Genomic DNA, 26,435 nt, shown 5'->3' on the forward strand with positions numbered 1-26,435 from the left:
TTCTAATTCATTAAATTAAATGAATTATACCTGTAAAACGCATTTAATTCGCATAATATTGCGAATTAAATAACAAGGTCCACAATCAGGTACACGGCCATCGCGACGCTACAGGCGCTGATAAAGTGCTGGACGAACCTGTTGCCCTTTTTCCTCTGCGTAAAGCTCCCGAGGTAACCGCCGAACCATGCACCCGCGGCCATCACGAGGGCGATGGGCCAGTCGATCTTGCCCGCGATGCCGAGTGCCATGGTACTCACGATAAGGAACACGTTGGTGAGCGCGTTCTTGAGCGCGTTCACGCGGACGGCGTCCATGCCGGTGTAGCGCGTAAGCCCGAATATCTGCACGAACCCGACACCCACCTGCACGATGCAGCCGTAGATGGCGATGCCGAAGAACCCGAGCGCACCCTTCCACGTGAGTTTTTCGGGGGGTGTCGCGGGAGGCTTGCCGAGGATGTCCTTGCGGAGGTTGCTCATGACCACCACGACGCAGATGACGACCGCGAGTATCGCCTGGAACGCCTTGTCGCCGATGTGCACGAGGAAGCATGCTCCCACGAGCGCGCCCAGGAAGGTGGGTATCACGAGCTGCATGAAGATTTTCTTGTTCAGGTAGCCGTGCTTCATCAGGTTGTATGCGCTGCTGCAGTTCCCGATGATGAGTCCGATTCGGTTGGTGCCGTTCGCGACGGTCGCGGGCATGCCGAGGAAAATCATGATGGGGAGGCTCAGCGTGGAACCGCCACCCGCGATGCTGTTGATGAGGCTGACTACTGCCCCCAGCACAAAGAATGCGGGGTACTGCGCGTATTGCCACACTTCGGAGTCAATCATTTCGCGAGTTCCTTCTCGAGGAAGCTCTTGTTGTCTACGACCTTCTGCTTCTGCGTGTATTCGGGGTATTCCGCGAGGCACTTGTCAAGCGGTGCGATGGCGTCCTGGAGCAACTTCTTTTTCTTTGTGGCATCCTTCTGCTTCTGCGCCTTCGCGAATAACTGCGATGTGGTTTTGCGCTGCGCGTTGCAGAACGTGTTGGCGAGTTCCTGGTACTTTGTACCCGCCTCCTTGCGTAGCTTGCTCGCCTTGAGTTTGGTGAGCAGCGACTTGGCTTCGGCGTACTTGCCTGCCTTTACGAGTTCGCCGGCTTTTGCGAGGGCCTCGGCGGGGTCGTGCGATTCCCAGTACTTGGTTGCCTCCTCGTCGTTTGCGGCCATGAGGCCCGCGATGTAGTCGATAAGCGCCTGGATCTGAATTTCTTTCTCGAAATCGCGGTAGCGCATCTGCAGTTCGTTTGCCTTCTGTGCCGCCTCCTTGAACTGGGCGTGGTCATCGGCGAGCGCCTTGATGCTTGCGTATTCCTTCTTTGCCTTCGCGAGCGTGTTCTTGTAGGCGACTTGCATCTGGCCGTTCGCCCAGTTCACGAGCGAGTCGCCCGGGGCGAGCGCGATGAGGCTATCCGCAGTCTCCTTGACCATGCTGTAGGCGGCCTGCACGCGGTTCATGTTCTGGATGGTAAGCACGTAGGGTTCGAACGCCTTCGCCTTCTCGGCGCGGGTCTTGCCGAACTCGTTCAGCATGGAATCGGTCTGCGTTTCCCAGGTGTTCCAGAGCGGCTTGATGATGCGGAAACGTTGCAGGTATGCGCTTGCGGAATCGGTCAGACCCTGCGCGTAGAGGGAATCCGCGTATGCGAACACGCGGGAGACCAGCGCGGGGAAGGCGGTGTAGGGGTCTACGGGAACGTCGCTCATTATGGGAATGGGCGTATTATGGGCAACGTTGTCTGCACTGCCGCCTTTGTGCGGGCTTGTCGCGGGAATGGAATCCGGAGAGGCGAGCCTGTAGCTGTCGAGCGCACTCGATGTAAAGACGGGCGATGCGTCAGATTGCGGGGCCACCGCCTGCTTGCCGGGCGCGGATGCGGACTTGTCGCCGGCTATGGAACTTTCACCCGCGGGCGCGTTGCCCTGCGGAACGGCCTGCGTGTCGGCCGCAACTTCACCTGCACTTGCCTGCGGTGCTGCGTCGGTCGCGGGGCAGGGCGTGTTCCCTGCGCAGGCGGCGAGCGCGAAAGCCACTGCCGGCATCAGGAGGGATTTGTACAAAAATTTCGTGCTCATTTCGCACTCCTCATTTCACACTTCTGTAGGCGCATCGCGCCGTTCTTTAACCTGGTCTTATTCCGCCTCGATAGGTACGAATGCGCCACCGTCCATACCGGCGGGCAGATCCCAGTCGTCGTCCTTCGGCATGGCGGCCTTCGGTTCTGCCGGGGCGGCCGCGCCGTTTAATGCCGCGCCGCTGTTTATAGGCGCTTCGGCCTGCGCGTTTTCAACCGGCGCAGGTGCCGCCGCAGCGTTGCCTGCGGGCGCGGCGGGCTGCTCTGCAGGGGGAACTGCTTGTGCGGGCTGCTCTGCAGGCGCCTGTGCTGCAGAATCCACTGTTGCTTGTTCCGCGACCGGTGCAGCATTATTCTGCATGGCGCCGGCATCCGGCCCGGCCTCTGCAGGTGCGGCAGCCGCCCCGCTATTGTCCATGGTGCCGTGCATTATGTCGGGCATCGGCATGCTCGTCATAATCCCGGTGGTCGCGATGGCCTCGGCCGCCTTCTCCTGGATTTGCGGCGGTACGTATCCCGGTACCTCTATGTAGGGGAGCGGCCTGCCCTGCGATGCGTCGGCGATGTAGAACCCGGTGACGGGATCCACGCTAATCTGCCCGCGCTCGTTTGCCAGGTGCAGCGGGACTTCGCCTGCGGCGAGCATCGAGATGTCGAAGAAGTCAATCATGTTCGGCGTCCCGAGGATTTCGATTTCTTCTTTAGCGAAGGCGGCCCATTGCGGCAGGCCACCCGAGGCTCCCGCGATGCGGGTCTTGCCCGACTTGAGCGGCTTGTTGTTGTCAAAGCCCACGTAGCTGCCGATTGCCACTACGGTATCGAGCGCCACGGCCTCCTTCTCGGTAACGTACACCGGGAGTGCGCCCATGAACGCCACGTTCCTGTAGTCGTTCGTGGTACCCGTCTTGCCGAGGGCGGGGTAACGGAGCGATGTTCCCTTGTCGGGGCTCGTTACCGTGAGGGCGCCCACCTGGCTACGTGCCGTACCGTTCGTGAACACGGAGCGCAGCATGGCGCCCATCTGCGATGTCACGAGCGAATCAAGAATCACCTTCGATTCCACGGAGTTCCTGAATATCGTCTGCCCGTCCTTCTTGATTTCCTTGATAAAGCACGGTTCGTTCCAGTCGCCGTCCTTGCACTTGTAAACCTTGCCCGTGAGTATGGACTGGTATGCCGTGCTGATTTCGGCAAGGGTAATCTCGTTCACGCCGAGCGGCATGCTGAACACCTTCTGCAACTTCTGGTTGATGCCGATTTCATGTGCGAAGCGTGCGTATTCCGCCATGGAAAGGGAGCGGCGGAAATCCGGCCAGTAGCGCAGGTGCTCCGCATCCAGGTAGTCCACCTCGGAATTTACCGGCTGCATCTTGACGGTAATGCGCTTCAGGTCGCCGAGGGTAAAGTTCCTGAACAGCTTTACGGAATCGAGCGGCGGGAGTGTTTCGGAGAGGTCCGGGTCGAGTTCCTGCACCTCGCGCTTGCGGAGTATCTCGGAGTAGTCCTTGAAGTTGTGCGCGATGAACGACTTTATCTTGTCGTCTTTCTTCGCCTGCTTTATGGCCACGTCGTTGTAGGTGCCGTAGCGCAGGTCAAGCACGTCGATGGCTCGGTCAAATTTTTCTTCGGCCTCGTATTCCGCGGCGAGCGCGTACTGGGCGCGCGTGAACTCGATTTCGCGCTTTACGTCTTCCTTGAGGGTGAGCCCGAACTTGTCGCGCAGCCTCTCGAAGTATGCCTTGGTGTCTTCTTCAGAAAGGCGGGCGTAGCCGTTTTCCTGTGCCACGGAATTGAACTCGTCTTGGTTCAGCTTGTCGAGCAGGTGGTCCAAAAGCCAGATGCTCGCGATGTTCTCGGAACGTGTTGCCGACCACGCGATGGTCACCAGGTCGCCCTTGTTCTTGTGGTCGGGGCGCGGGTAGTAGAACTGGTTCACGTACTGGAACACGTTGTAGTCGTTTTCGAGCATGCTCAGGTAGTTCCAGTTGTGCTTGAGCGCGAGCGCGTAGAGTATCGGTTTCCAGCTGGAACCGAGCTGGCGCAGCGCCTTGAAACTGCGGTCGAAGTCCGTGTTGTGGAAACCACCCTGGCTTGCCACGACCATGCCGTTCTTTATGGCGATAAGGCCGCCCTGCAGTACGGGTTCGGTCTCTATCTTGCAGGGCACGAACCCGTTCACCTTGGTCTCGTCGATGACGCTCACCAGGAGGATGGCGCCCTTCTTGATCTGGTTCCCGAGCACTGCTGCCGGGTCCTTGCCCACCTGCTTGCCGAATTCCTTGATGGCCTCCGTGCCAACCTCGCCCTTGAGCTGTCCAAAGCTCAGGCGTAGCGCCTTGAGCCCGCCCTTGTCGTCGTAGAGCACCGTGTCGATTGCGCCGTACAGGTAGTCGCCCTTGCGTGCGCTAACCGCCTTGTTCGCGTACTGCGCCTTGGGGAGCATGAACCCGCCCAGCTGCATCTGCAGGTTGCTGATGTTGGTCTGGAGCGCGCGCTTTGCCGCATCCTGGCTCTTCGCGTCGAGGGTAGATACGATTTCGAGCTGTGCCTTGCGCCAGTCGCCGATATCCTTCTCTTCGAAGAGTTTCTGGTAAAAGTCGCTCGAGAGCTTTTCGTCGATGCGTTCGAGGGTGGTGGAGACGCTGAAGCGGAAGTTCCCGTGCTTGAAGCGCAGCGGCTGTGCTAGCGCCTCGTCCATCTGTTCCTTGTCGATGTACTTCTCTTCGACCATGCGGCCCAGCACGTAGCGCAGGCGGTCCTCGCCGCGCTTAATTGCCCTTTCGCGGCGTTCCTCGGTGCGCTGGATAAACGGGTCGTAGTTGAACGGGCCCTTCACGGAGCCCGCGATAAACGCGCATTCCGCGAGCGAGAGGTCCTTGAGTTCCTTGTCGAAGAAGTACTGCGCGGCAATGGCCACGCCCTTGCCCGTACCGGAAACGTGGAACTGGTTCAGGTAGAATTCGAGGATGTCTTCCTTGCTAAAGTGCGTCTCGAGCCTGAGAGCGTTGATGAGTTCCTTCCACTTGGCCTTGATGCTCCTCTCCTCGCGCCCGAGCACGTTCTTTGCCGTCTGCTGCGTGAGTGTGGAACCGCCCTGGCGCATGTGGCCGCTCTTGATGTTTGCGACCATCGCGCGTATGAACCCCTGCAGGCTGAACCCGTTGTGGTTCCAGTAGCCGGCGTCTTCGGCGGCGATAAGTGCGTTCACGATATCCTTGGGAATGTCGCCGTAGGGCACGTAAATGCGGTGGTTCGCGTCGAAGAATGCGCCCAGGAGCTCGTCGCCGTCGTTGTAGTACACACGGGTCTCGCCCGAAAGCACCTGCAGTATGGAATCACGGTTGAACTGGTTGTCGGGGTCCCTCTCCGGGAGAATCCTGAACACGAAGATGTACGCCGGAATGCAGCAAATGAGCCCGACCAGCGCGAATGCAGCGGTAATCTTGAACAGCTTTCCTATCATGGAACCAGATTTCCTAGTTTTCCTTTTTCTTTTTGCCATAAAATCGCCAAAAAGACCCTGCGTGGTAGCGCAGCGCCCTTTATTATATAGGGAATTTAGCATTTTTTGTAAGGTACCCCTTGAAAAATGGCGAAAAATTAAGTAAAATTAGTGTCCCCAAGATGGGAAGATGGCCGAGTTGGCCGAAGGCGCGTCCCTGCTAAGGACGTATAGGACTTAATCCTATCGCGAGTTCGAATCTCGCTCTTCCCGCTGCAAAGGTCCCCCGGAGCAATCCGGGGGATTTTTGTTTTTTGGGGCTTTTTTCATTTTTTATGCTTGACTTTTTTGAAAATTTTATAGATTTCAAGCATAATCGGTTTAAAGACAATCTGTTCCAAGGAGTTTTTTATGAAGACTAGCAGTTTCCTTACGGGCCTTGCTCTCGGTGTCGCGGCGGCTTTTGCCCTCAACAAGAAGTTCCCCGGCAAGTTCTGCTCTTGCAGTTGCGGCGACGATTCCGACAACCCCGCCGTGAAGGATGCCGAGGAGACCGCCGAAAAGCTCCGCAGTTCCACCGATAGCCTGCTTGCGCAGCTCAGCAAGAGCAACGAGCAGAAGCACGAGTCCGAGGCGAAGGTGAAGGACCTCGAGGACAAGCTCTCGGACAAGGAAACCGAGATCGAGAACCTGAAGAACATCATCGACGCGAACAACGCCCAGACCAAGAAACTCGAGGAGGAACTCGAGCAGGTCAAGGCCGGCAAGTAGCTAGCCCTTTTCCAGGGCCTTTACGACCTCGATGTCGGCAGGCAGCCAGTCGACGCTGTGCAGTTCCGCGCGGTTCAGCCAGCGGGCCGCCTCGTGTTCCAGCAGTTCTGGCGTTTTTCCGCCCGCGATTGCACAGTAAAAGCAGTGCATGGTCAGGTGGAAGGCCGGGTAGTCGTAGTCGACGGTACATATAAACTCGCCAACGCTCACGTCGATGGCGAGTTCTTCTTTTAGTTCGCGAACCAGGGCCTGCTGCGGGGTTTCGCCGGGTTCCATCTTGCCGCCCGGGAATTCCCAGCCGTCCTTGTAGTCGCCGTACCCGCGCTGCGTGGCAAAAAACCGAACACCTGGCGTGCGAGGCTCAGCCGGATTCCCGAAAGGATCCGCGCAAATGATGCCTGCCACGACTTCTATGCGTTTCATGGGCGTAAAAATAGAAAAATCGCAAGAAAAATCATTTTTTTTTGCTTAAACCTATTGACTTTCGGCAATAAATTTTATAAAATTTAATTGTATACAATCAAATACAGCGAAAACCAATAAACCAATAAAACGCCGACACCTAAAAAACGGAGGCTCATTATGGCAAACATCTACGATTTCACCCTCATCGACGGCAAGGGGAACCAGGTCCCGCTCGCAAACTTCAAGGGCAAGGTGATGCTCATCGTGAACACCGCGACCGGCTGCGGCTTTACCCCGCACTACAAGCCCATTGAACAGATGTATTCCGACTTCCACGACAAGGGCTTCGAAGTCATCGACATTCCCTGCAACCAGTTCAAGGGCCAGACTCCCGGCACCGACGACGAGATCCACGAATTCTGCACGCTCAACTACGGCACCGAATTCCCGCAAATGAAAAAGTCCGACGTGAACGGCCCCGACGAACTCCCGCTCTACACCTACCTGAAATCGCAGAAGGGTTTCGAAGGCTTCGGCTTTGGCGTAAAGGCCGCCGCCATGGCGCTTTTGCTCAAGAGCATCGACAAGGATTACAAGAATAATCCCGACATCAAGTGGAACTTCACCAAGTTCGTGGTCGACCGCGAAGGCAACGTGGTCGCGCGCTTCGAACCCACCGCCGACATGGACGACGTGCGCGCCTGTGTAGAAAAGTTGCTCTAGGGGCTACCATGAACTGCCCCCAGTTAAAACTCGAAAACCAGCTGTGCTTCCCGCTGTATGCCGCATCCAAGGAGATTACGCGCCGTTACGCCCCGTACCTGGAGCCGCTCGACCTCACGTACACGCAGTACATTGTGATGCTCGTGCTGTGGGAAGAAAAGAAGTGCAACGTCTCGGAACTCGGCAAAAAGCTGTTCCTCGATTCTGGCACGCTCACCCCGCTTTTGAAAAAGCTCGAGGCCAAGGGCTACATCCAGCGCACCCGCGAACAGAGCGACGAGCGCTGCCTCTCGGTTAGCCTTACCGCCGAAGGCGAATCGCTCAAGCGCAAGGCCGCAAGCGTCCCCAAGTCCATGGCCAGCTGCGTGAACCTCTCCGATGCCGAAGCCAAGACCCTGTACACCCTGCTGTATAAGGTTTTGGAAGGGCTTGAGGCTCCTTAAAGAACTTTTACTCAACCAATTTTACTTTATCTGCGATATGGCGTAAAGCGGACATATTTGAACGTGGCGAATTGCATTTTCCGCTTCGGAATCATGGTAGTCGAATTGCCCTAAGTTTTCAAGAGAAATACGATAAGCGCTCGAAAGATTTTTCTCGCGCATCATATTCCATAGGCTCTTCATGCCCCCCTGGGTATCTGCCTTGACCTCGATAGGCATGACATGCCCACCAAGGGAATCCACATAATCCACTTCGGACTGGCTATTCTTTTGCATCCGCGTCCAATAGAACAATTCGTGCCGCATATTTGGCGTCTTGTTCCGTAAAAGTTCAAGCCCAGCAACCATTTCTGCCAACGAGCCTTTGTTCACAAGATCCGCGGCACTTGCCGTGAGAATCGCAGAGATTGTCTCGGAAATGTCGCCAAGGGACATATTCATTAGCCGTAATTGCAAACCGGAATCGAGAAGCAGGTATTTTTGGTAAGACGGATCCGCTTCGCTCCCCAAAGGGAGTCCGTTTGCTGCAGAACGTGTTACGGGAGTGACAATTCCCGCAAGGGTAAGCAACTGCATGGCTTCACGGATTTTTTCTGTTTTGTAACCGTTCCCTACCTTTGCATACGTGAATTTCTTTGTGATTTGCAATGCCGCACTTCGGAATGCAGACCTGAGTAAAGTAGGGTCGACATTCTTCTTGTATTTGGCAAAGTCATCTTCGTACGAAATCAGAATGTCGTCTTGGATAGATTGACACTGTAGATAGTCCTTGCTTTCAACCCATTTGGCGACTACTTCCGGCATTCCACCCACCATGAGGTAGGTTCTGAAAAGTTCCACGAATTTATTGTGAATCGTTTCCGGCAACGGCTTATCGCTCGATGCCTGGTCGCGGATTTTTAGAAGCTTGTCAAAACAATTTGCCTGCGCGAATTCGTCAAAGGTCATGGGGTACATGAACATGGAATGGATGCGACCCACGCCATAAGTCGGGAGTTCCTGTAGGGCGAATTCAAGCAGTGATCCGGCGGCAATCACGTGCAAGCAGGGCAAGTCTTCCTTAAAGAAACGGAGCGACATGATCGCTTCGGGGCAAAGCTGAACCTCATCTAGAAAAAGGAGCGTCTGTCCAGGAATAATAGGCCTGGCACTTATGGCGGAAATTTCAGCAACGATTCTATTCACATCCAGATTTTTGTTAAAAACCTCTTTGTATTCCGGATTCTTTTCAAAATTGATGCTGACGCAATTTTCGAAGTGCTCACCCAGGTGTTCAACAGAACTAGATTTCCCTACTTGGCGTGCCCCACGTAGCAGCAGCGGCTTGTGGCTTTTTTGCTTGGACCATTCCAACAAGAATCTGTCAATTTTTCGCTCAAAATACATTCTAGAACCGCCTTCGGACATTTTCCAAAGAAAAATATAGTCAATTTTGAATATTTTCCAAACAAATAATTCGTCATTTTTGGATATTTTCCAAAGAAATAATTCGAAAATGGCGATTTTAGCGATTTTTCATCATTCTTCATCAAAAAAACTCCTTTTTCACCGCCCCTAAAACCTTATTAGTTTATTTCGATAACTTGTTTTCCCCAATCGATTCCAGCACAGTCATCTGAGAAATGGCTATCTGGTTCAGCTTTTGCAGCCTTGAGACGCTGGTATTCGTGAATGAGAAGTAGGTGATTAGTGGAAAGTATCCATTGTTTTGTCGAAAGTACGAAATTGTTGCTTCCTGCCATATTTTTAATTGTACCGAATTCGGTATAATTAAAACCGAGATTGAAGAAAAACGTGTTCGTGCCCAATGTCACCAGTGGTGTCAAAATTTCTACGACACGAAGTCGATCAAGTCCAGATACATCATCCTGGTGTTCAACGACTGGCTCGAATCAACATGGAAGGCTTCTTTCTCGAGATTTTCGTCCGAATACAAAAAACGGAAACCGTTCTTTTGGTAAAAATTTATCGTTTCGGGCCTGTTGTAGGCATCGACAACCATAAAGCGACAACCAGTCTTGTTATCCGGGTGGATAAACCAGGAAATCAGGTAATCAATGACCTGACTCCCCAAGTGCAAGCCGCTGCGTTGGAACTGGCCGTTAACTCCCAATCGTCCAATCAGGAGCGCAGGATACGTACGCGTATGCTTTGCATTGGGCACCTTGCGTTCCAGGCGGTTCCGCGAAGACTTGGGAATCATTGTTGATTTGATGCTGTCGTTGGACAAAGTGAAGGCGCAGGCTATCTGCGGCGATTCCGTATTCGTTACAGCGATATAGCTTTTTCCCAACAATTGAGCGGAGTACAAGTACGCATCGTTCCGAAAGAAATCGTCTAGATCCTCATCGCCGCAGCAGAACGAGGACAGGTCGGTATTCTTGTCGATGGGGTAAAGAGTGCAATCAGATGCTAAACGGATTCTTTCCATTATGGGCCTCTCTGTAAGAACGGGCGCGGGCGGCCATCTCGTCGATTTGGGCGAAGGAAACCTTGAGCCCGAGACGACGCGGATTCTTTTCGTGTTCTTCGGCAGCACGAACGAACGACTCTGCCGTAGAGCCAGTAAGAACCGGGATATTTCTTATTTCAAGAGCCATAATACCCCCATAATCTACATTTATTTGCAGGTTCGGTCAACATCATCTATACCTCCTTCGGCGCCAACAAGCATGAAATGGCGTCGCACTACAGTTTTGCGCATTTGAGCACTATTAAATATAGAATCACGTCAAACGATTGTCAACCCCTTTCCCGAACAAAATCGCAAAAAATTCGCAGCCCTCAAAAAGTCATTTTCTGTCACTAGCATTATCTATCTTTCGGGGCGGAGGCACTATGGAAAACGACACTTTCGGCGGCGCGATACTCGCATGGGTCAAGAGCGCAAAGGCGTTCCTGAAAGTCCAGGCGGGCACCGGCGACAACCTGCTCGAAGAAGACATCCGGGAAGGGTTCACCGACTATTGCCTATGGTCCACGTTCCGGCCGGAAAGCATCGACACCGACGGCGAGCTTGACATGGAATGCCTGGACAGCGGCATGGTCCTGTTCAGGGAAAACTGCACCCCCGGAGAGGCGCTGGAATCGAGCTACCGGCAAGCCTTCGGCACCGACTTCGACAAGGACGACATCGCGGTACTGATGGAAGAATGACGCCGCCTTTTTACTTGGTGGGGGAAGAGTCCCCCTGCCTGCAGCCGCTTTGTCCGCGGGTTCCGCAGACTGTCATCCCCGCGACTTTCTCTCGTCATCCCCGCGCAGGCGGGGATCTCCATGCGTCTTCCGGACACCCCCTCTCCTAGGAGTTCCGCCCCTAAAACCCTGGAACCGCGTGCAGAATTACTTTTCCAAAGCCTTCACGACATCCACATCTGCGGGCAACCAGTTTACGGAATGAAGTTCTGACATGCTTAACCATTTGGCTGCTTCATGTTCCAAAAGTTCCGGTGCTTTGCCACCTACAATAGTGCAGAAAAAGCAATGCATGGTCAAATGAAATGTCGGATAATCGTAATCAACCGTGCATAGAAAATCACCGACAGAAACATTGATAGCGAGTTCTTCTTTCAGTTCACGAGCTAGAGCCTGTTGCGGTGTTTCGCCAGGTTCCATCTTGCCGCCGGGAAATTCCCAGCCATCTTTGAATTCTCCGTAACCGCGCTGGGTTGCGAATATCTTATCACCATCTTTGATGATGCCTGCTACAACTTCGATACGCTTCATTTTATCCTACCAAGTATTCATAAATGTCCTGTCGTACAGGAGTTTCAAGATTATAAGTTATTTCAACAGCCGTTTTTGTTGTTTCGGGCATAACAAAATCTATTGTTGAGCCTGTCGCATGTAAACGTCCTAAATAGTAAAATTCTTTAGAAGTATGGTCATCTTTATTCTTTCGAACAAATAAATCCATTTTGATGCCTCGTTGGTCAGCTTCAATGGCTGCTTTTACATCTTCTGATTTCGACGTTCTTCCCGATTTTGATATCGCTATAAGTGTTCCTTCGTTTACGAACCGATCTTCATATCGTGTTGTTGCGCTTATATTGTCGTTTTTCTCATAATTAATGAAAACAGGGTACGTCTGCGTGTTCTTATCATATTTATAACCACCAATATTCAGTGAGACTTCGCTCTTTTCCCAATCCAAAAGACGACACACATCTTCGTAAGTGTATTTTTCGTAAAGGCAGAATGAAGTGTCCTTGTAGCGATGGCCAAAATATTTTTTGTTGCGGAATAGACCGAACTTTACGACTTCCGTCATTTGGCGTCGGAACTCGTTATTAACAAGCAAGTCTTTGAACTTTGAGGAAATACAAAAATCAGTTTCATTGCTTTCGATGAAAGTAACGTCGGTATAAGTATCTTTTGCGGCACCCGATGCAAATTGACCAGTCAAAATATTTTCAACATTCTTTCGAGTTTTTTCGTTGACGCTAATGCCGAAATTGTTTTGCATTTTACTCATCACTCGGGACATGACATTTCTGTTATTTCCACCTAATAGTTCGTCAAGAATCAGAAGCTCGTGCAATCGCTTCCCGTTTGCAAATTTTGTCGAGACATATTCTAGATACTTTTCTTCAATGGTGCTGAAATCAACTTTGTATTCGTCTTTCTCGACTTTCTTCAGAAATTTATGATATGAACCTAAAGATGCATTTTCAAAAATACGCATAACGTCAATTTCGCCATATTCTTCGTAATCCATCAAGTTAGGAATTCTACCCAATTTGTATTTCAAGTTCTTGTAGCATTCCTTAATTAATTTCATCTCGCTGAAGTTAGCCGAGTCAATGGATTCATAAATTCGTTTGCGGGCAATTTCATCAAAATGTATTGTGGAGGCACCCTCTAATGCTTTGACTCCCTGACGGACATAACGTCGGATATTATCCTTGTTATATGTCCTGTCTCCTGACAAAGCGATGGGAATCATGTAGTTGTTACTATAATTTCCTATAAAATCAAGAATCATCACAAATTCTTTGTTTTCTGCCTTACGGAGACCTCGCCCCAGCTGCTGCACAAATATAATGGGAGATTCTGTAGGTCGAAGCATCAAAATCTGGTTTACTTGTGGAATGTCAATACCTTCGTTGAAAATATCCACCGTAAAGATGTAATCTAAACCACCATCCCATTCATCTTGCTCAAGTTGCTTGACACAATTTTCTCTTGTATCTTGGGAATCTGCTCCAGATAATGCGATTGTTCTATACCCACGTTCATTGAATTTTTTTGAGAGTTCTTTTGATTCTTCAAGAGTGCTGCAGAAAGCAAGTCCTTTTACACGATTTCCACTATGGTCAAAATATTCTGCTTTCTTGATAATGAAATCAACACGTTCATCGCATACAAGCCTTGCAAAATCTCGTTTATCTTTTTCCTCACCATCAACAAAGATATCCGTAATGCCATAATAATGAAATGGGCAAAGAAGGTTTAGCCGCATGGCTTCCTGCAAGCGTATTTCATGCGCGATGTTGTGGTCAAATGCTGAGTATACATCGAATTTATCAGTACGGTCAGGTGATGCAGTCATGCCAATCCATAAATCAGGATTGAAATATGCCATCATATTCTGATAACTCTCTGCACCTACGCGGTGGGCTTCATCTACAACGATCACTTGAAACTCTTGTTTTGCAAAATCCTCAAAATGCGTTGCCATCGTTTGCATGGTTGCGAAAATGAAATCACGATCAATTTCATGAGATGTGCCTGAATATAAACCAAATGTCTTTGTATCACCAAACACATTTTTGAATGACTCAATCGCCTTGCGAAGAATTTGCTCTCGATGAACTAGGAATAAAGCTCGCTTGGGGTTAATTTCTCTTAAAGCGAATGCCGCTGCATAAGTTTTTCCGGTTCCCGTTGCAGAAATCAATAGGGCGCGATGCTCGCCCATAGCACGGATTTCGTTCAACTTTCGAACGAATTCTAGCTGCATAGAATTCGGTTCCAGCAGAATTTGATCAAATGAGATTTTTTTAGATTCACGAATTACTATATCTTTTTCAAGTGCAATTTTTTGCTGTTGCAATTCTCTTGCAATACGTTTCTGCTCAATATAGATTTGTGTATACTCGTCAAGAATTTCTTCTGTAATTGGGAATGCGTTGGAGCTATTCCACAGGGATTCAAAATCTTCGATAACGCTTTTGTATAGCGAGGCATCATCTTCAACAGAAAAACAAGTATTCCATTCCTTATTGACTGCGAGAGCGTTTCCTGTAAGGTTTGAGCTTCCTATGGTGATGCTTATGACTTTTTCTTTAAAGAAAAGATATCCTTTAGTATGAAACCCTTTTATGTTTTTGTCGCATCGGAAAAGTTTTACTTCAATATTTCTGTATTTACTGAGAGATCTGAGAGCTCCCGGTTCTGTAAAAGTCAGATAGTCCGTTGTTAGGATTTTTCCCGGAATACCACGATTCTCCAATTCAAGCAAAGTCTGTTTTAATGAGGCTAGCCCACTTTTGGATATAAATGCTACACTGATTATAAACTGCTCACATTTAGACAATTCTTTTTCAAGAAACGCCTGCATGGTATTTCCGGGAGCATTAGAGATAAAGAAAATGTTATCTTCCATGACGCTTTTCAAATTTAATGGTTTTTATCTTATAATCTCGTTCAAAATTATCGGCTTTTTCTCACCCATATACGGCAGCGCTCCGATGGTGTTGTAATCGACGAATTCTGCGGCTTCTTCATATGTCATCCCTTCGTTTAAAGCGAGGTGTTGGAGCATTTTTGGGTACGAATAGATGACGCGACCATCTTCACTTACGCCAACGATTGCCGAAAGATAATCGGGACTTTCGAGGACAACTGCGTCTTCATACCCGAGCTCGCAGAGGTAATCCTTGAGCGAATCAATGGTGAGAGGAGGCTCGTCTGCCTGTTCGATTTTCTTGACAAATTCACTGGGGCTTATTTCAAAAAACTCGGCGAGTTTCTCGATTATCTCAAGTGAGACGTTCCGGCGTCCGTTCTCGATGTCGCTCATGTAGCGCCGACCGATGCCGGTTTCGAGTGCCAGTTTTTCTTGCGAGACGCCTTTCTGCGCGCGCAACGCTCGGATTGCCTTGCCGATATTGCATTGAAGAGACATGGATAAACGCCTTGGTGATGTTCTCTCCAAACATATAAAACACGCTGTTTTTTACCACGCCATATAGTGCACGTTTTTCGTTCGCGTTAGGGATAGTGACCCCTTGGGGACAAGACTCGCATAGCGAGGCTTGGTTCTAGGAGGCGAGCGGCAAGCGAAAGTGCAGGCGGTTGCCCCTAGAATATAGCCCGACCCGGCCCTTCGGCAAGCTCAGGGACCTGGGCCGGGGAACGCCCAGATAGACGCCCATTGCGTGCGAAATGAAGTAATTTCTAACACAAACGGTTGCATTTTGGTTTGTTTTTATTTATTTTTAGTAAAAAAGAGGTGAGTGTATGGCTCAGACGACCTTTAGCATCAGGATGGACAGCGACCTTAAAAAGGACTTCGACAAGCTGTGCGAGGATTTTGGGATGTCAATGAGTACCGCCATAAATGTCTTTGCGCGGGCAGTCGTGCGCGAGCGCCGCATACCGTTCGATGTCGCCTCGGCCGATGCTCCGGCGTATGCCGCAGACAGGCGTGTGTTCTATAACGCGAACCCGGTTGCGAGTCGCATGCTCCGGACCATGCAGCAACTTTCCGCCGATGCCGAGAAGGCCGGCTCCGCAGGCATGACGCTCGACGAAATAAACGCCGAGATCGCCGCAGCCAGGAGCGGGAAGTAACGCGCGGGTGTTGACTTCCTGCTGGCCTCTTTGTATATTTAACCCTGTATTACGACAATCCCTGCGACAGTCGGCATAGGCCTTGCGGCCCGTACGTGCATCCGCGGTGGGGTTCATCAACCTTCTTGTTGATGTTGTTGGATAGCTGGCAGGAACACGACCTGCTCGAGTGTGTGGCGAAAGCCGCGCCAGGTAACGCCGAGGAAGACCCTCGCCAACAGCATTACAAGAGCATCCCAAAACATAAATAAACCCTAATTGCGCCTTCAGTGCAGACGCAATTAAAACCGTTTTTAACGTTCGCTCATGCCGAGCGGGCTAGAGGATTATTATGGCAAGAAAAAAAGATAAATTGGCTGTCGCGGAATTCCCGCTTATTGACGAAACCCTGCTCAAATCGCGGATATATACCATCCGCGGGGTCAAGGTGATGCTCGATGCCGACCTGGCCGAGATTTACGGGTACGAGACGAGATTTTTCAATCGTCAGGTGAAAAACAACATTGATCGATTTGCGGAGGATTTTCGGTTTCAATTGAATGAGGATGAAATGCAAAACTTGATGTGCAAAAAATGCACATCAAGTTGGGGTGGAACACGAAAATTGCCGTATGCCTTCACCGAACAGGGTATCTATATGCTTATGACGGTTTTAAAAGGTGACCTTGCGATTCGTCAAAGTATGGCCCTTATTCGCCTTTTCAAGCAGATGAAGGACTATATCGTTGCGGAAAACCATCAACTACTCGGAACTGCGGGAATTGCCCAGATTGCGGCACAGACTGTTCAAAACACGCGCGAAATCGCAACGGTTTCCGCTGAAGTAAAGGAGCTTTCCGGCGAAGTTCGCGATATCCGGAGCGATCTGGGAAAAATCAATGTGGACCTCCAGATGGTCATGGAAAATTTCGTCGATCCCTCGACATACGAGCATTTCTTGATTCTGAACGGGCACAAGCTGGAGGCAGATGTCGCCTATGTGCAAATTTACGGTATGGCGAAAAAGTCGCTGTTGATTGTTGATAATTATGTGGATGTCAAGACACTGAATTTGCTGCGGAATGTGCACGAGGGCGTTTTCGTCCTGATTTTCAGCGACTTGCTCGGTGGAAGCCGCATGACAGATGACATGCTTGCCGATTATCGGGCCGCCCGACCGGACGTGTCGATTGACAAGAAACCCGCCATGCACAAGTTCCACGACCGCTACATTCTCGTGGATTTCAAGACCAAGAGCGAAAAGTTGTACCATTGCGGGGCGTCTTCCAAAGATGCCGGCAACAAGATTACGACCATCGTGCAACTGGACGACGTTGATGCATACCGGAACATGTTTGAGGAACTGTTGGAGCAAGCAAGAGGGTAAAATGGCTCATCAAATTTGACAGACACTGTCTATCAAATTGGGGCAACAGTGTTGCCCGAAATTTCTAGTTACAAATGAAGGTCGCAAATCGCGACCACATGGAGGCTGCATGGCTACTAAAGTTTCAATTAAAGAATGTCAATACGCTGAATTTAAACAGTCTTGGCAAGATGAATACCTGAAATGGATTTGCGCATTCGCAAATACCGAAGGCGGGTCGCTTTTTGTCGGTGTTGACGATAAAGGCTATACTTTGTTCATGCAGGGGCGCACTTGGGATTCCGTTCCTGTTCCCGGAATTTCGACGAAGGAGTTGGATCACGGAGCGCTAAAGTTGTTCAGGGAAAAGGCGGTCGAATCGCAGCGTCTCGATAAAAAGGCTGCCGGCGTCTCGGTGCAGAATCTTCTCCAGAATCTCCGCTGCACCGAAGGTAGCCATTTGACACGGGCGGCCATGATGTGTTTCCATCCTGACCCGGAAAGCTGGGTTACGGGAGCGTATATAAAGATTGGTTTTTATTACACTGAAACGACTCCTATCCAAATCAAGATTTATTCTGACCGTATCTGGATGTGGAATCCGGGCAACATGCCTGAAGAAGTGAAGGTGAAGGACCTTTTCAAAAAGCATGTTTCTAAACCGCGTAACCCCAATATCGCCAATGTGTTTTTTAAGAGCGGCTACGTGGAAAGCTGGGGACGCGGCTATTACAACATTGAATTGGCTTGCGAAGAAACTGATTCCAAGCTCCCTAAGCCAAAGGCCGAATTTGGCGGGCTTACGGTTGAATGCCGTGCAAGCGACCAGTATAAGGAACTTGCTAGTAAATGGAATATAGGTGGGGCGAATCCGCCTATAAATCCGCCTATAAATCTGCCTATAAATCTGCCTATAAATAGCACCCAAAAAGCATTGCTGAATTTGTTGCAAGAGAATAATTCTTACACTTATGACAAGTTAGCCGATAAGATGCAGAAAACTCGAGAAACCATACGTGAGAACTTGAAAAAACTTCAGGAACTCGGCCTCATCCGTAGAGTCGGTGCGCGCAAGAATGGCCATTGGGAAATTATTGAGAAATAAAATCCAAGTGTGGCCCCATGAAATATGGGAAGACGAAGACCTTCGCAAAAATCGCGGATGGAAAGCCGTCGAAGAATAGCGCGGGTGTTGACTTTTCTCAAACCTCTTTGTATATTTATCCCCGTATTGCGACAATCCCTGCGACAGTCGGCATAGGCCTTGCGGCCCGTACGTGCATCCGCGGTGGGGTTCATCAACCTTCTTGTTGATGTTGTTGGATAGCTGGCAGGAACACGACCTGCTCAAGTGCGCTCGCCAAGGCGGGTGCCAGGTAACGCCGGGGAAAGCCCCCGCCAACAGCACCGCAAGAGCATCCCAAATTAAAACACAAACAAACCTTAATTGCGCCTGCAGTGCAGACGCAATTAAAACCGTTTTTAACGTTCGCTCATGCCGAGCGGGCTAGAGGATTATTATGGCAAGAAAAACTGATAAATTGGCTGTTGCGGAATTCCCGCTCATCGACGAAGCCCTGCTCAAATCGCGGATATACACCATTCGCGGGGTCAAGGTGATGCTCGATGCCGACCTGGCCGAGATTTACGGGTATACGACCAAAGCATTCAATCAGCAGGTCAAGAATAATATCGAAAAATTCGATGACGATTTCCGGTTTCAGTTGACGAGGACGGAATATCGCGAAATTCTAGGGTCAAAATATTTGACCCTAGAACAGGGAAAATACTCAAAAACCAGTCCCTACGCCTTTACCGAGCAGGGCATCTACATGCTCATGACTGTGCTCAAGGGCGAACGGGCTACCGCCCAAAGCAAGGCTCTTATTCGCCTTTTCAAGCAGATGAAGGATTATATCGTTGCTGAAAACCATCAATTGCTCGGGACAGCGGGAATTGCCCAGATTGCAGCACAGACTGTTCAAAACACGCACGAAATCGCAACTGTTTCCGCTGAAGTAAAGGAGCTTTCCGGCGAAGTTCGCGATATCCGGAGCGATCTAGGAAAAATCAATGTGGATCTCCAGATGGTCATGGAAAATTTCGTCGATCCCTCGACATACGAGCATTTCTTGATTCTGAACGGGCACAAGCTGGAGGCGGACGTCGCTTACGCGCAGATTTACGGCATGGCGAAGAAGTCGGTGCTGATTATTGACAACTATGTGGATGTCAAGACGCTGAATTTGCTCCGGAACGTGCGCAAGGGCGTTTCCGTCTTGATTTTCAGCGACTTGCTCGGTGGAAGCCGCATGACTGACGACATGCTTGCCGATTATCGGGCCGCCCGACCGGACGTGTCGATTGACAAGAAACCCGCCATGCACAAGTTCCACGACCGCTACATTCTCGTGGATTTCAATACCAAGAGCGAAAAGCTGTACCATTGCGGGGCTTCGAGCAAGGATGCGGGCAACAAGATTACGACCATCGTGCAACTGGACGACGTTGATGCATACCGGAACATGTTTGAGGAACTGTTGGAGCAACCAAGAGGGTAAAATGGCTCATCAAATTTGACAGACACTGTCTATCAAATTGGGGCAACAGTGTTGCCCGAAATTTCTAGTTACAAATGAAGGTCGCAAATTGCGACCTCATGGAGGCTATAATGAAGTCTAAAGAAGTTATCTCTACGAAGCTGATCCAAGATGCCAAGCAAATCATCGAAAATGCGCGAAAGAATGCGGTCAGGAGTGTTGATTTCTGTCGTGTCCAGATGTACTGGAATCTTGGCAAGCGGATTTTCGAAGAAGAACAGCATGGTAAGAAGCGTGCCGATTACGGGGCGTATATAGTGAAATCGCTTGCTGAAAAGCTGGAAGCGGAATATGGGAGCGGTTTTTCTAAGCGTCAATTGGAATTTTGCCGCCAATTTTACAACATTTTCCCAATTGCGAACGCACTGCGTTCGCAATTGAACTGGTCGCAATATCGTATGCTGATTCAGATTTCTGACCCCGACAAGCGCGAATATTACGAATTAGAGGCGGTAAACAATTCCTGGAATGGCCGCGAACTTGAACGCCAAATCAACAGCCAGCTATACGAGCGCCTTTTGCTCAGCAACGACAAGGAATCCGTGTTGGCGGTCGCTCGCAAGGAGCGCATCCCTGAAACTCCGCAAGAGGTCATCAAGGATCCGATGATTCTGGAATTTGTTGGGCTGAAAATGAATTCTGCCTTTTATGAAAGTGATTTGGAAGGTGCGATTATTTCGCATATTACTGATTTTCTGCTCGAACTGGGTAAAGGATTTGCCTTTGTTGCCCGGCAGAAGCGGATTATGCTCGAAGACGATGAATTCTTCATTGATCTCGTTCTTTACAACAGGCTGCTTCGCTGTTTTGTCGTTATTGAAATCAAGACGGGCAAAATCACGCATCAGGATATAGGCCAACTCCAGATGTACGTGAATTACCACGACCGCATTGAAAAACTTCCCGATGAAAATCCTACCATCGGCATTCTTTTGTGCGCAGGCAAGAATGATTCTGCCGTGAAAATGACTTTGCCCGAAGGCAACAAAACTATCCTCGCTAGTGAGTACAAGTTGTATCTGCCCACCACCGAGCAACTGGTCGGCGAAATCAACGAGGCCAAGGAACTCGTGAAAAAAAGAACTGCTCAACCAAACAAAGGAGGACGTTGAAAATCCTTCTATTACGTATTGAAAAAAACTACCCAATCCCACCCAATCCTACCCAGAAAACTACCCAGAAAATACTTGATGCGATATCAAACAATCCTAATGTGACTAGGTTGGAGTTATCAGAAATTTGTGGAATAACTGCTGACGGCGTAAAATGGCAATTGAGAAATCTCACAAAGTCTGGGCGCATTGCTCGTATTGGCGGAGATCGCGGTGGTCACTGGGAGGTGCATGATAAATAATCCTGGCCATTTTTCTATATTTCCGTGCGTTTAAGGCCGTGCCTTAAGAACCATTTGACACAAGAAAAGGAACGCTATGCCAGCTTTTGATCCGAATGCGAAAAAGATGCTGATTTCGGGAAACGAGGCCATCTCGCTTTCCATGCGCCACTGCAACGTGCAGTTTGCCGCGGGCTACCCGGGAACCCCCTCCACCGAAATCCTCGAGGACTATTCTGAACTCGGCGGGTATGCCCAGTGGGCCCCGAACGAGAAGGTCGCCGCCGAAGTGGCCCTGGGTGCAGCCTTTGGCCATGCCCGCAGCGTGGTCACCATGAAGATGGTGGGCCTCAACGTGGCAAGCGACGTGCTCTACACCGCGACCTACACGGGCGTGGATGGCGGCATGGTGTGGATTGTTGCCGACGACCCGGGCCAGGGCAGTTCCCAGAACGAACAGGATACCCGCAACCACGCGAAGGCGTCCGTCTGCCCGATGTTCGAGCCCAGCAACTCGCAGGAAGCCTACGACTTCTTCCGCATCGCCATGCAGACGAGCGAAAAGTTCAAGATTCCGGTCATTCTCCGCATGACGACCCGCGTGGACCACTCCAAGTCCATCGTGGTGCCCAAGGAAGAACTCCCGGCGATGGTGCCGAACTTCGAACGCAACATCGCCCAGCACGTGATGGTGCCCGGCTTCTCTAAGCCCGCGGGCCGCAAGCTCCGCGCCAAGATGGACGAGATGGAAGCCTGGAACGTGGCCGAAGGCCCGAACAAGGTGGAAATGCGCAGCGCCGACATGGGCATTATCGTGAGCGGCATCAGCTACCACCACGTGCGTGAAGCCGCCCCGGAAGCGAGCATCCTCAAGCTCGGCATGACGTACCCGCTGCCGATGCAGCTCATCAAGGATTTCGCGAAGAAGTTCGAAGGCAAGCGCCTGCTCGTGATCGAAGAAAACGACCCGTGGCTCGCCGAGAACATCAAGGCCGCGGGCATCCAGTGCGAAAGCAAGTACGACCCGATTTTCCGCTTCGGCGAACTTGACGTGAACCGCGTGCGCCGCATTATCGCCGGCGACAAGAATCCGGACCCGGTTCCGGTCAAGGGCAAGCCGCCTATGCTCTGCCCGGGCTGCCCGCACCGCAGCTCTTTCGCGGTTCTCAAGGAACTCGACTGCATCGTCTCCGGCGACATCGGCTGCTACACGCTGGCAGCCCTCCCGCCCATCAGCGCGATGGACTACATGATTGACATGGGTGCCGCTATCGGCATGGGCATCGGCCTGCGTAACGTGCTCCCGCGCGAACAGGCCAAGAAGGTCGTCTCCGTGATTGGCGACTCCACGTTTGTTCACAGCGGCATTACCGGCCTCGTGGAAGCGGGCTACAACCGCCCCGACACCGGCCATGTGGTCGTCATCCTCGACAACAGCATCACCGCCATGACTGGCCAGCAGGAACACCCGGGTACGGGCCGCCATCTGGACCACAGCCCGGCCTACAAGCTGGACTACGGCGCCATCGCGAAGACTGCCGGTTTCGACAACGTGTACGAAGTGAACCAGGTCAAGGAACCCGAGAAGTTCAAGGAACTCGTGAAGGAAGCGCTCGAGAAGGACGAGCTCACGCTCATCGTGGCGAAGAGCCCCTGCATTCTTGCCCTCAAGAGCATCCTCGCCTGGGACAAGGCCAACAAGGAAAAGGCGGAAAAGGCTCTCGCCGAGTCCGAAGCCGCCGCAAAGAAGAACGGCAACTTTTAACGGAGATTAATTTGTATGAGCGTAGTTAACGTGAAATTTGCCGGCCTCGGTGGCACAGGCGTTATCAAGGCGAGCGACGTGATGGCGGAACTCGTGTTCGAACAGGGTTACGACGTGAAGAAGGCCGAAGTGCACGGCATGAGCCAGCGCGGCGGTTCAATTGCTTCTGACGTCCGCTTCGCGAAGGGCGAAGAGGTGCAGTCCCCGATGATCCCGACGGGCGAGGCCGACTACCTGGTGGTATTCGACGAGACGCAGGTCGTGGTGAACGAGGCCTTCCTCAAGCAGGGCGGCGTGCTCCTCACTCCGGCGGACATCGATGTCTCGAAGCTCGAGAACGTGAAGGCCCTGAACGTCGCGATGCTCGGCAAGCTCAGCAAGCATTTCGACTTCACGGTGGACCAGTGGACGGTCGCCCTGAACAAGCTCTTCGCCGAAAAGTTCCACGAAGGCAACAAGAAGGCGTTCATGCTTGGCCGTGAAGGGTAATCGCTAACTGTCATCCTGGAGGGTTCGCAGAACCCGATAGGATCTATGCCTCATTTAGGCCTTTGAGGGTCCGGAAACACCAATCCGGGCCCTTAAATATTTGTACTTTGTGCATAAATGGCACGGTTTTTGCAGTATATACTGCGCGCGCTGAAAAGTGCGCTGTACCGCGGTTCTCGGTGTATGCCCGGACCGCGTTATGCCGTTGTGCCTGTGGCGCTGTGCGTGGCCCTGTTCATGGGCTGCGAAGAAATCGAAGAAGAAAAGCCGTGGATTCACGTGGACCGTCCGCAGATGCTGTTCACCGACACGACGCTTTTGGACTGCTACGACAAGGACGTGCTTTCGTGGAAATTGAAGACCGCGTATCTGGAACGCTGGTCCGACAAGGAGGTGGTGTTCATGCGTCCGGTGCTCGTGGATATCTACGATTCCGTGGGCGAACGCGTTGCCTTCTTGCGTGCGGACTCGGGCCGCATGGATATGCACTTTACCTACGTGTATGCCTACGGGCACGTGTACGCGTTGACTCCGAAGGGGGCGTCGGTGCGTGCGGATTCGCTTTTGTGGAACAAGCGCGACAACATGGTGCGTACCGACAGCTACGTGCGCGTGGTTTCCGAAGATGGCGACGTGCTGCAGGGCAAGGGATTCGAGAGCGACGCCCGTATGGACAACTGGCGTATTCTCTCGAACGTGACGGGTATTTTCCAGGATGCGGCGAAGCGCATGAAGGAAGAGGACAAGAAGCAGGCGGAAGAACTCGAGAAGAAACCCGACTCCGCCGCGGCGCCTGCCGTGGCGCACCCGGCTCCGGTCGCTAAAACTGCGCCGCCACAGCCCGCGAAAGTCGCTCCGGCTACTGCACCGCCGGTAAAGGCTGCGCCTGCAAATGCTGCGCCGGTAAAGAATGCGCCGGGCAAGGCTCCGGCCGCCCAGCCCGCGGATTCCGCGTCCACCAGGCAGAAAGGCCGCTTCAAGTCGATTGTGCGCCGGGGTGTTTCTGAGAAAATTACGGAAGACGCTGCCGCGATGCCTGCACCTCAAGAAGAACCTGCCGCAGACCCGAATGGGGGAACGCGCCCGCGGGCAAAGAGGCGCGAATGATGCAGGCATTTGGACAACGTTGTCTTGAACTGCGGGGGCGCCGTTACCCGCGGGTCTGCCTACGGGTTTTCGCCGTCCTGCTTGCACTTGCATTGCTCCTCCCGGTAGGTGCGTTCGCGCAGTCGTCCCCGCTTATCATGAAGCACGCGGATAACCTCGCTGTCGCGCGCAAGCGGGGTTCCCTGTTGCTGGAAGGCCGCGTGTTCTTTGTGCACGATAGCGTGCAGTTCCGTACCCAGCGCGCCACCTGGAACAAGGATGCGGAAGTTGTGAACTGCGACGGCGGTTTTTTGTTCACGCACCCTTCGGGCTTTATCCAGGCGAAGAGCGGCATGTACCGCAAAAAGCAGAGCCTTGCCACCGCGATGGGCGATGTAATTGCGGGTGACTCCGCAAGCTCGTACAGGTTTACGGGTGACTTTTTGGAATACGACCGCGAGAACGAAATCCTCACGATGCCGCAGAAGCCCAAGCTGTACCAGTACGAAAAGCGCAAGGACGGCGGTACGGACACGCTCACCATCGAGGCGAACAAGATTATCTACAACAAGAAGGCCTCCTTTGCCGAGGCGTACAAGAACGTGAAGGTGACGCAGAGCGACATGGTGGTCACTTGCGATACGGGCTATTTTGACCGCGCGAACAGCTGGCTTTCGCTGAAGGGCCACCCCACGTTCGACATGAAGAACTACCACCTCACGGGCGATTCCATCTACCTCACGATTGACGAGAACAAGAAGACCCTCACCTCGGCGCTCGTGATAAGGAACGCGCACGGCATTTCGAAGGAAGACCCGAAGAAGAACGCCCCCGGCAACGTGACGGAAGCGTTCGGCGATACGCTGTACTGCGAATTCAAGGACAACAAGATCGAGCGCCTGTACGTGAACCTGAACGCGAAGGGGTTCTTCTACGAGACCGACCTGCCCGACTACAGGAACCTGATGGACGGGAACCGCCTCGACATGTATTTCAAGAAGGGCAAGATGGACCACGCCGTCGTTTCGGGCAAGGCGCAGAGCACCTACTTCTACGTGAAGAAGGACCGCACGGTCTCGGGCAAGAACGAGGCGGCGGGCGATACCATCAACATCGTGTTCGACCCGCTCAAGAATGCGGTAAAGACGCTCAGGCTGCTGGGCCGCAGTACCATCGCGAGCGGGCGCTACGTGGACCTCGAAAAGGAACAGCGCGAGAAGGCCGCGAAGGAAAAGGCCGATACCACATTGACAAAACTGCGTGGTGGCAACGATAAGAAGGAGCGCCGCAAGCCGAGTGCGCTCAGGCCCTCGATGAACAAGATGATAAAACGCGCGAAGGAAACCAAAAGGAAGGAGGAAGAATCTCCATGAAAAGCTTGGTAAGTACAATCCGTACGGACAAACTCCGCAAGGTCTACGGCGGTCGCCAGGTGGTGAGCGACGTGTCCATCAGCGTTTCGCAGGGCGAAATCGTCGGGCTTCTCGGGCCCAACGGTGCCGGCAAGACAACTTCCTTCTACATGATTGTGGGCATGGTACGCCCCGATTCGGGCCACATATTCCTCGACGATATCGAGATGACGGACAAGCCCATGTACAAGCGCGCTCGCCTCGGGGTGGGCTACCTCCCGCAGGAGGCTTCCATATTCCGCAAGCTCTCCGTTGAAGACAACATAATGGCGATTCTCGAGACGCAGGGCCTCAAGCGCCGCGAGCGCAAGATGCGCCTGGAGCAGCTGCTCGAGGAATTCAAGATTACGCATATCCGCAAGACTAAATCCATGAGCTGCTCGGGTGGCGAACGCCGCCGCCTCGAGATTGCGCGTGCGCTCGCGAGCGACCCCTCCTTCCTGTTGCTCGACGAACCTTTCGCGGGTATCGACCCGATTGCCGTTGCCGACATCCAGTCCATCATTTCGGGGCTCAAGGACCGCGGCATGGGCATCCTCATTACCGACCATAACGTGCGCGAGACGCTTTCCATTACCGACCGTGCCTACATTATGTACAAGAGCCAGGTGCTGACCGAGGGTTCGTCCGAATACCTGGCGAACGACCCGGAAGCGCGCCGTATATACCTGGGCGACAGTTTCCGCCTGGACTAGGAGTT

26 protein-coding genes and 1 tRNA gene are annotated in these 26,435 nt (G+C 52.0%); 16 read left to right on the forward strand and 11 right to left on the reverse strand.

Annotated features, from left to right (window positions below):
• Positions 1–65: 65 nt before the first annotated feature.
• From BUB22_RS04620 to BUB22_RS04630, 3 genes are read right to left on the reverse strand one after another with little or no spacing between them, the layout of a single operon-like run.
• The gene (locus BUB22_RS04620; RefSeq protein WP_073114125.1) at positions 66–839 is read right to left on the reverse strand and encodes a sulfite exporter TauE/SafE family protein; all 774 of its coding nucleotides are present in this window, start codon (positions 837–839) and stop codon (positions 66–68) included.
• Positions 836–2,125: a hypothetical protein gene (locus tag BUB22_RS04625; protein ID WP_073114126.1), complete on the reverse strand. Its 1,290-nt coding sequence runs from the start codon at positions 2,123–2,125 to the stop codon at positions 836–838. Before BUB22_RS04625 ends, BUB22_RS04620 begins: the two co-directional genes overlap by 4 nt.
• 57 nt (positions 2,126–2,182) lie before the next feature.
• Positions 2,183–5,587, reverse strand: a complete 3,405-nt coding sequence (locus BUB22_RS04630) for a transglycosylase domain-containing protein (protein WP_254794635.1) — start codon at positions 5,585–5,587, stop codon at positions 2,183–2,185.
• Between the two features lie 163 nt (positions 5,588–5,750).
• Here BUB22_RS04630 and BUB22_RS04635 point away from each other — a divergent pair.
• Both BUB22_RS04635 and BUB22_RS04640 read left to right on the forward strand, forming a co-directional pair.
• Positions 5,751–5,839: transfer RNA gene (locus tag BUB22_RS04635), tRNA-Ser, on the forward strand.
• A 138-nt stretch (positions 5,840–5,977) separates the two neighbouring features.
• Complete coding sequence (locus BUB22_RS04640; RefSeq protein ID WP_072807625.1) at positions 5,978–6,337, forward strand: hypothetical protein; 360 nt, start codon at positions 5,978–5,980, stop codon at positions 6,335–6,337.
• On the opposite strand, the gene BUB22_RS04645 is transcribed toward BUB22_RS04640, so the two are convergent.
• Positions 6,338–6,760, reverse strand: coding sequence for a (deoxy)nucleoside triphosphate pyrophosphohydrolase (locus BUB22_RS04645; protein WP_073114127.1), 423 nt, complete (start codon positions 6,758–6,760; stop codon positions 6,338–6,340).
• Between the two features lie 159 nt (positions 6,761–6,919).
• Here BUB22_RS04645 and BUB22_RS04650 point away from each other — a divergent pair, with 159 nt between their 5' ends.
• Both BUB22_RS04650 and BUB22_RS04655 read left to right on the forward strand, forming a co-directional pair.
• Positions 6,920–7,465: a glutathione peroxidase gene (locus tag BUB22_RS04650; RefSeq protein ID WP_073114128.1), complete on the forward strand. Its 546-nt coding sequence runs from the start codon at positions 6,920–6,922 to the stop codon at positions 7,463–7,465.
• Positions 7,466–7,473: 8 nt separating this feature from the next.
• Positions 7,474–7,908, forward strand: coding sequence for a MarR family winged helix-turn-helix transcriptional regulator (locus BUB22_RS04655; protein ID WP_073114129.1), 435 nt, complete (start codon positions 7,474–7,476; stop codon positions 7,906–7,908).
• 21 nt (positions 7,909–7,929) lie between these two features.
• On the opposite strand, the gene BUB22_RS04660 is transcribed toward BUB22_RS04655, so the two are convergent.
• The 4 genes from BUB22_RS04660 to BUB22_RS16290 all read right to left on the reverse strand — a co-directional run bounded on the left by BUB22_RS04660 (position 7,930) and on the right by BUB22_RS16290 (position 10,508).
• On the reverse strand, positions 7,930–9,294 hold the full coding sequence (locus tag BUB22_RS04660) for an ATP-binding protein (RefSeq protein WP_073114235.1): 1,365 nt from the start codon (positions 9,292–9,294) through the stop codon (positions 7,930–7,932).
• Between the two features lie 179 nt (positions 9,295–9,473).
• Positions 9,474–9,650 carry a hypothetical protein gene (locus BUB22_RS16875; RefSeq protein WP_217650349.1) on the reverse strand — a complete coding sequence of 59 codons (177 nt, stop codon included), beginning with the start codon at positions 9,648–9,650 and terminating at the stop codon, positions 9,474–9,476.
• An 89-nt stretch (positions 9,651–9,739) separates the two neighbouring features.
• The gene (locus BUB22_RS04670) at positions 9,740–10,339 is read right to left on the reverse strand and encodes a GNAT family N-acetyltransferase (RefSeq protein ID WP_073114131.1); all 600 of its coding nucleotides are present in this window, start codon (positions 10,337–10,339) and stop codon (positions 9,740–9,742) included.
• Positions 10,314–10,508: a hypothetical protein gene (locus tag BUB22_RS16290; RefSeq protein WP_073058087.1), complete on the reverse strand. Its 195-nt coding sequence runs from the start codon at positions 10,506–10,508 to the stop codon at positions 10,314–10,316. Before BUB22_RS16290 ends, BUB22_RS04670 begins: the two co-directional genes overlap by 26 nt.
• 238 nt (positions 10,509–10,746) lie before the next feature.
• Here BUB22_RS16290 and BUB22_RS04675 point away from each other — a divergent pair, with 238 nt between their 5' ends.
• Positions 10,747–11,064 (forward strand): hypothetical protein, encoded by a 318-nt coding sequence (locus BUB22_RS04675; protein WP_073114132.1) that lies wholly within the window; start codon positions 10,747–10,749, stop codon positions 11,062–11,064.
• A 186-nt stretch (positions 11,065–11,250) separates the two neighbouring features.
• On the opposite strand, the gene BUB22_RS04680 is transcribed toward BUB22_RS04675, so the two are convergent.
• From BUB22_RS04680 to BUB22_RS16880, 3 genes are read right to left on the reverse strand one after another with little or no spacing between them, the layout of a single operon-like run.
• On the reverse strand, positions 11,251–11,634 hold the full coding sequence (locus BUB22_RS04680; protein WP_073114133.1) for a (deoxy)nucleoside triphosphate pyrophosphohydrolase: 384 nt from the start codon (positions 11,632–11,634) through the stop codon (positions 11,251–11,253).
• Between the two features lies 1 nt (position 11,635).
• Positions 11,636–14,515, reverse strand: coding sequence for a DEAD/DEAH box helicase (locus BUB22_RS04685; protein ID WP_217650350.1), 2,880 nt, complete (start codon positions 14,513–14,515; stop codon positions 11,636–11,638).
• A 24-nt stretch (positions 14,516–14,539) separates the two neighbouring features.
• Complete coding sequence (locus BUB22_RS16880; protein ID WP_217650351.1) at positions 14,540–15,037, reverse strand: helix-turn-helix domain-containing protein; 498 nt, start codon at positions 15,035–15,037, stop codon at positions 14,540–14,542.
• A 335-nt stretch (positions 15,038–15,372) separates the two neighbouring features.
• Between BUB22_RS16880 and BUB22_RS04695 the strand changes: the two genes are divergently transcribed.
• From BUB22_RS04695 to lptB, 11 genes are all read left to right on the forward strand, one after another.
• Positions 15,373–15,705, forward strand: a complete 333-nt coding sequence (locus tag BUB22_RS04695) for a type II toxin-antitoxin system RelB/DinJ family antitoxin (protein WP_073114134.1) — start codon at positions 15,373–15,375, stop codon at positions 15,703–15,705.
• Between the two features lie 331 nt (positions 15,706–16,036).
• Positions 16,037–17,071, forward strand: a complete 1,035-nt coding sequence (locus BUB22_RS04700) for an ORF6N domain-containing protein (protein WP_073114135.1) — start codon at positions 16,037–16,039, stop codon at positions 17,069–17,071.
• Positions 17,072–17,180: 109 nt separating this feature from the next.
• On the forward strand, positions 17,181–18,155 hold the full coding sequence (locus BUB22_RS04705; protein ID WP_073114136.1) for an ATP-binding protein: 975 nt from the start codon (positions 17,181–17,183) through the stop codon (positions 18,153–18,155).
• Between the two features lie 415 nt (positions 18,156–18,570).
• The gene (locus BUB22_RS04710; protein WP_073114137.1) at positions 18,571–19,611 is read left to right on the forward strand and encodes an ORF6N domain-containing protein; all 1,041 of its coding nucleotides are present in this window, start codon (positions 18,571–18,573) and stop codon (positions 19,609–19,611) included.
• Positions 19,612–19,721: 110 nt separating this feature from the next.
• The gene (locus tag BUB22_RS04715; protein ID WP_073114236.1) at positions 19,722–20,762 is read left to right on the forward strand and encodes a PDDEXK nuclease domain-containing protein; all 1,041 of its coding nucleotides are present in this window, start codon (positions 19,722–19,724) and stop codon (positions 20,760–20,762) included.
• Positions 20,759–21,004: a winged helix-turn-helix domain-containing protein gene (locus BUB22_RS04720; protein WP_073114138.1), complete on the forward strand. Its 246-nt coding sequence runs from the start codon at positions 20,759–20,761 to the stop codon at positions 21,002–21,004. The genes BUB22_RS04715 and BUB22_RS04720 overlap by 4 nt, the downstream gene beginning before the upstream one ends.
• 76 nt (positions 21,005–21,080) lie before the next feature.
• Entirely contained in the window at positions 21,081–22,748 is a 1,668-nt protein-coding gene (locus tag BUB22_RS04725; RefSeq protein WP_073114139.1) for a thiamine pyrophosphate-dependent enzyme, read from the forward strand.
• A 15-nt stretch (positions 22,749–22,763) separates the two neighbouring features.
• The gene (locus BUB22_RS04730) at positions 22,764–23,237 is read left to right on the forward strand and encodes a 2-oxoacid:acceptor oxidoreductase family protein (RefSeq protein ID WP_072807646.1); all 474 of its coding nucleotides are present in this window, start codon (positions 22,764–22,766) and stop codon (positions 23,235–23,237) included.
• A gap of 183 nt (positions 23,238–23,420) precedes the next feature.
• Positions 23,421–24,344, forward strand: coding sequence for an LPS export ABC transporter periplasmic protein LptC (gene lptC / locus BUB22_RS16070; RefSeq protein WP_254794636.1), 924 nt, complete (start codon positions 23,421–23,423; stop codon positions 24,342–24,344).
• Entirely contained in the window at positions 24,341–25,696 is a 1,356-nt protein-coding gene (locus tag BUB22_RS04740) for an LPS-assembly protein LptD (protein ID WP_073114140.1), read from the forward strand. The genes lptC and BUB22_RS04740 overlap by 4 nt, the downstream gene beginning before the upstream one ends.
• On the forward strand, positions 25,693–26,430 hold the full coding sequence (gene lptB, locus BUB22_RS04745) for an LPS export ABC transporter ATP-binding protein (RefSeq protein WP_072807647.1): 738 nt from the start codon (positions 25,693–25,695) through the stop codon (positions 26,428–26,430). The genes BUB22_RS04740 and lptB overlap by 4 nt, the downstream gene beginning before the upstream one ends.
• Positions 26,431–26,435: the final 5 nt, after the last annotated feature.

Source organism: Fibrobacter sp. UWCM (assembly GCF_900129735.1).
GTDB lineage: Bacteria > Fibrobacterota > Fibrobacteria > Fibrobacterales > Fibrobacteraceae > Fibrobacter.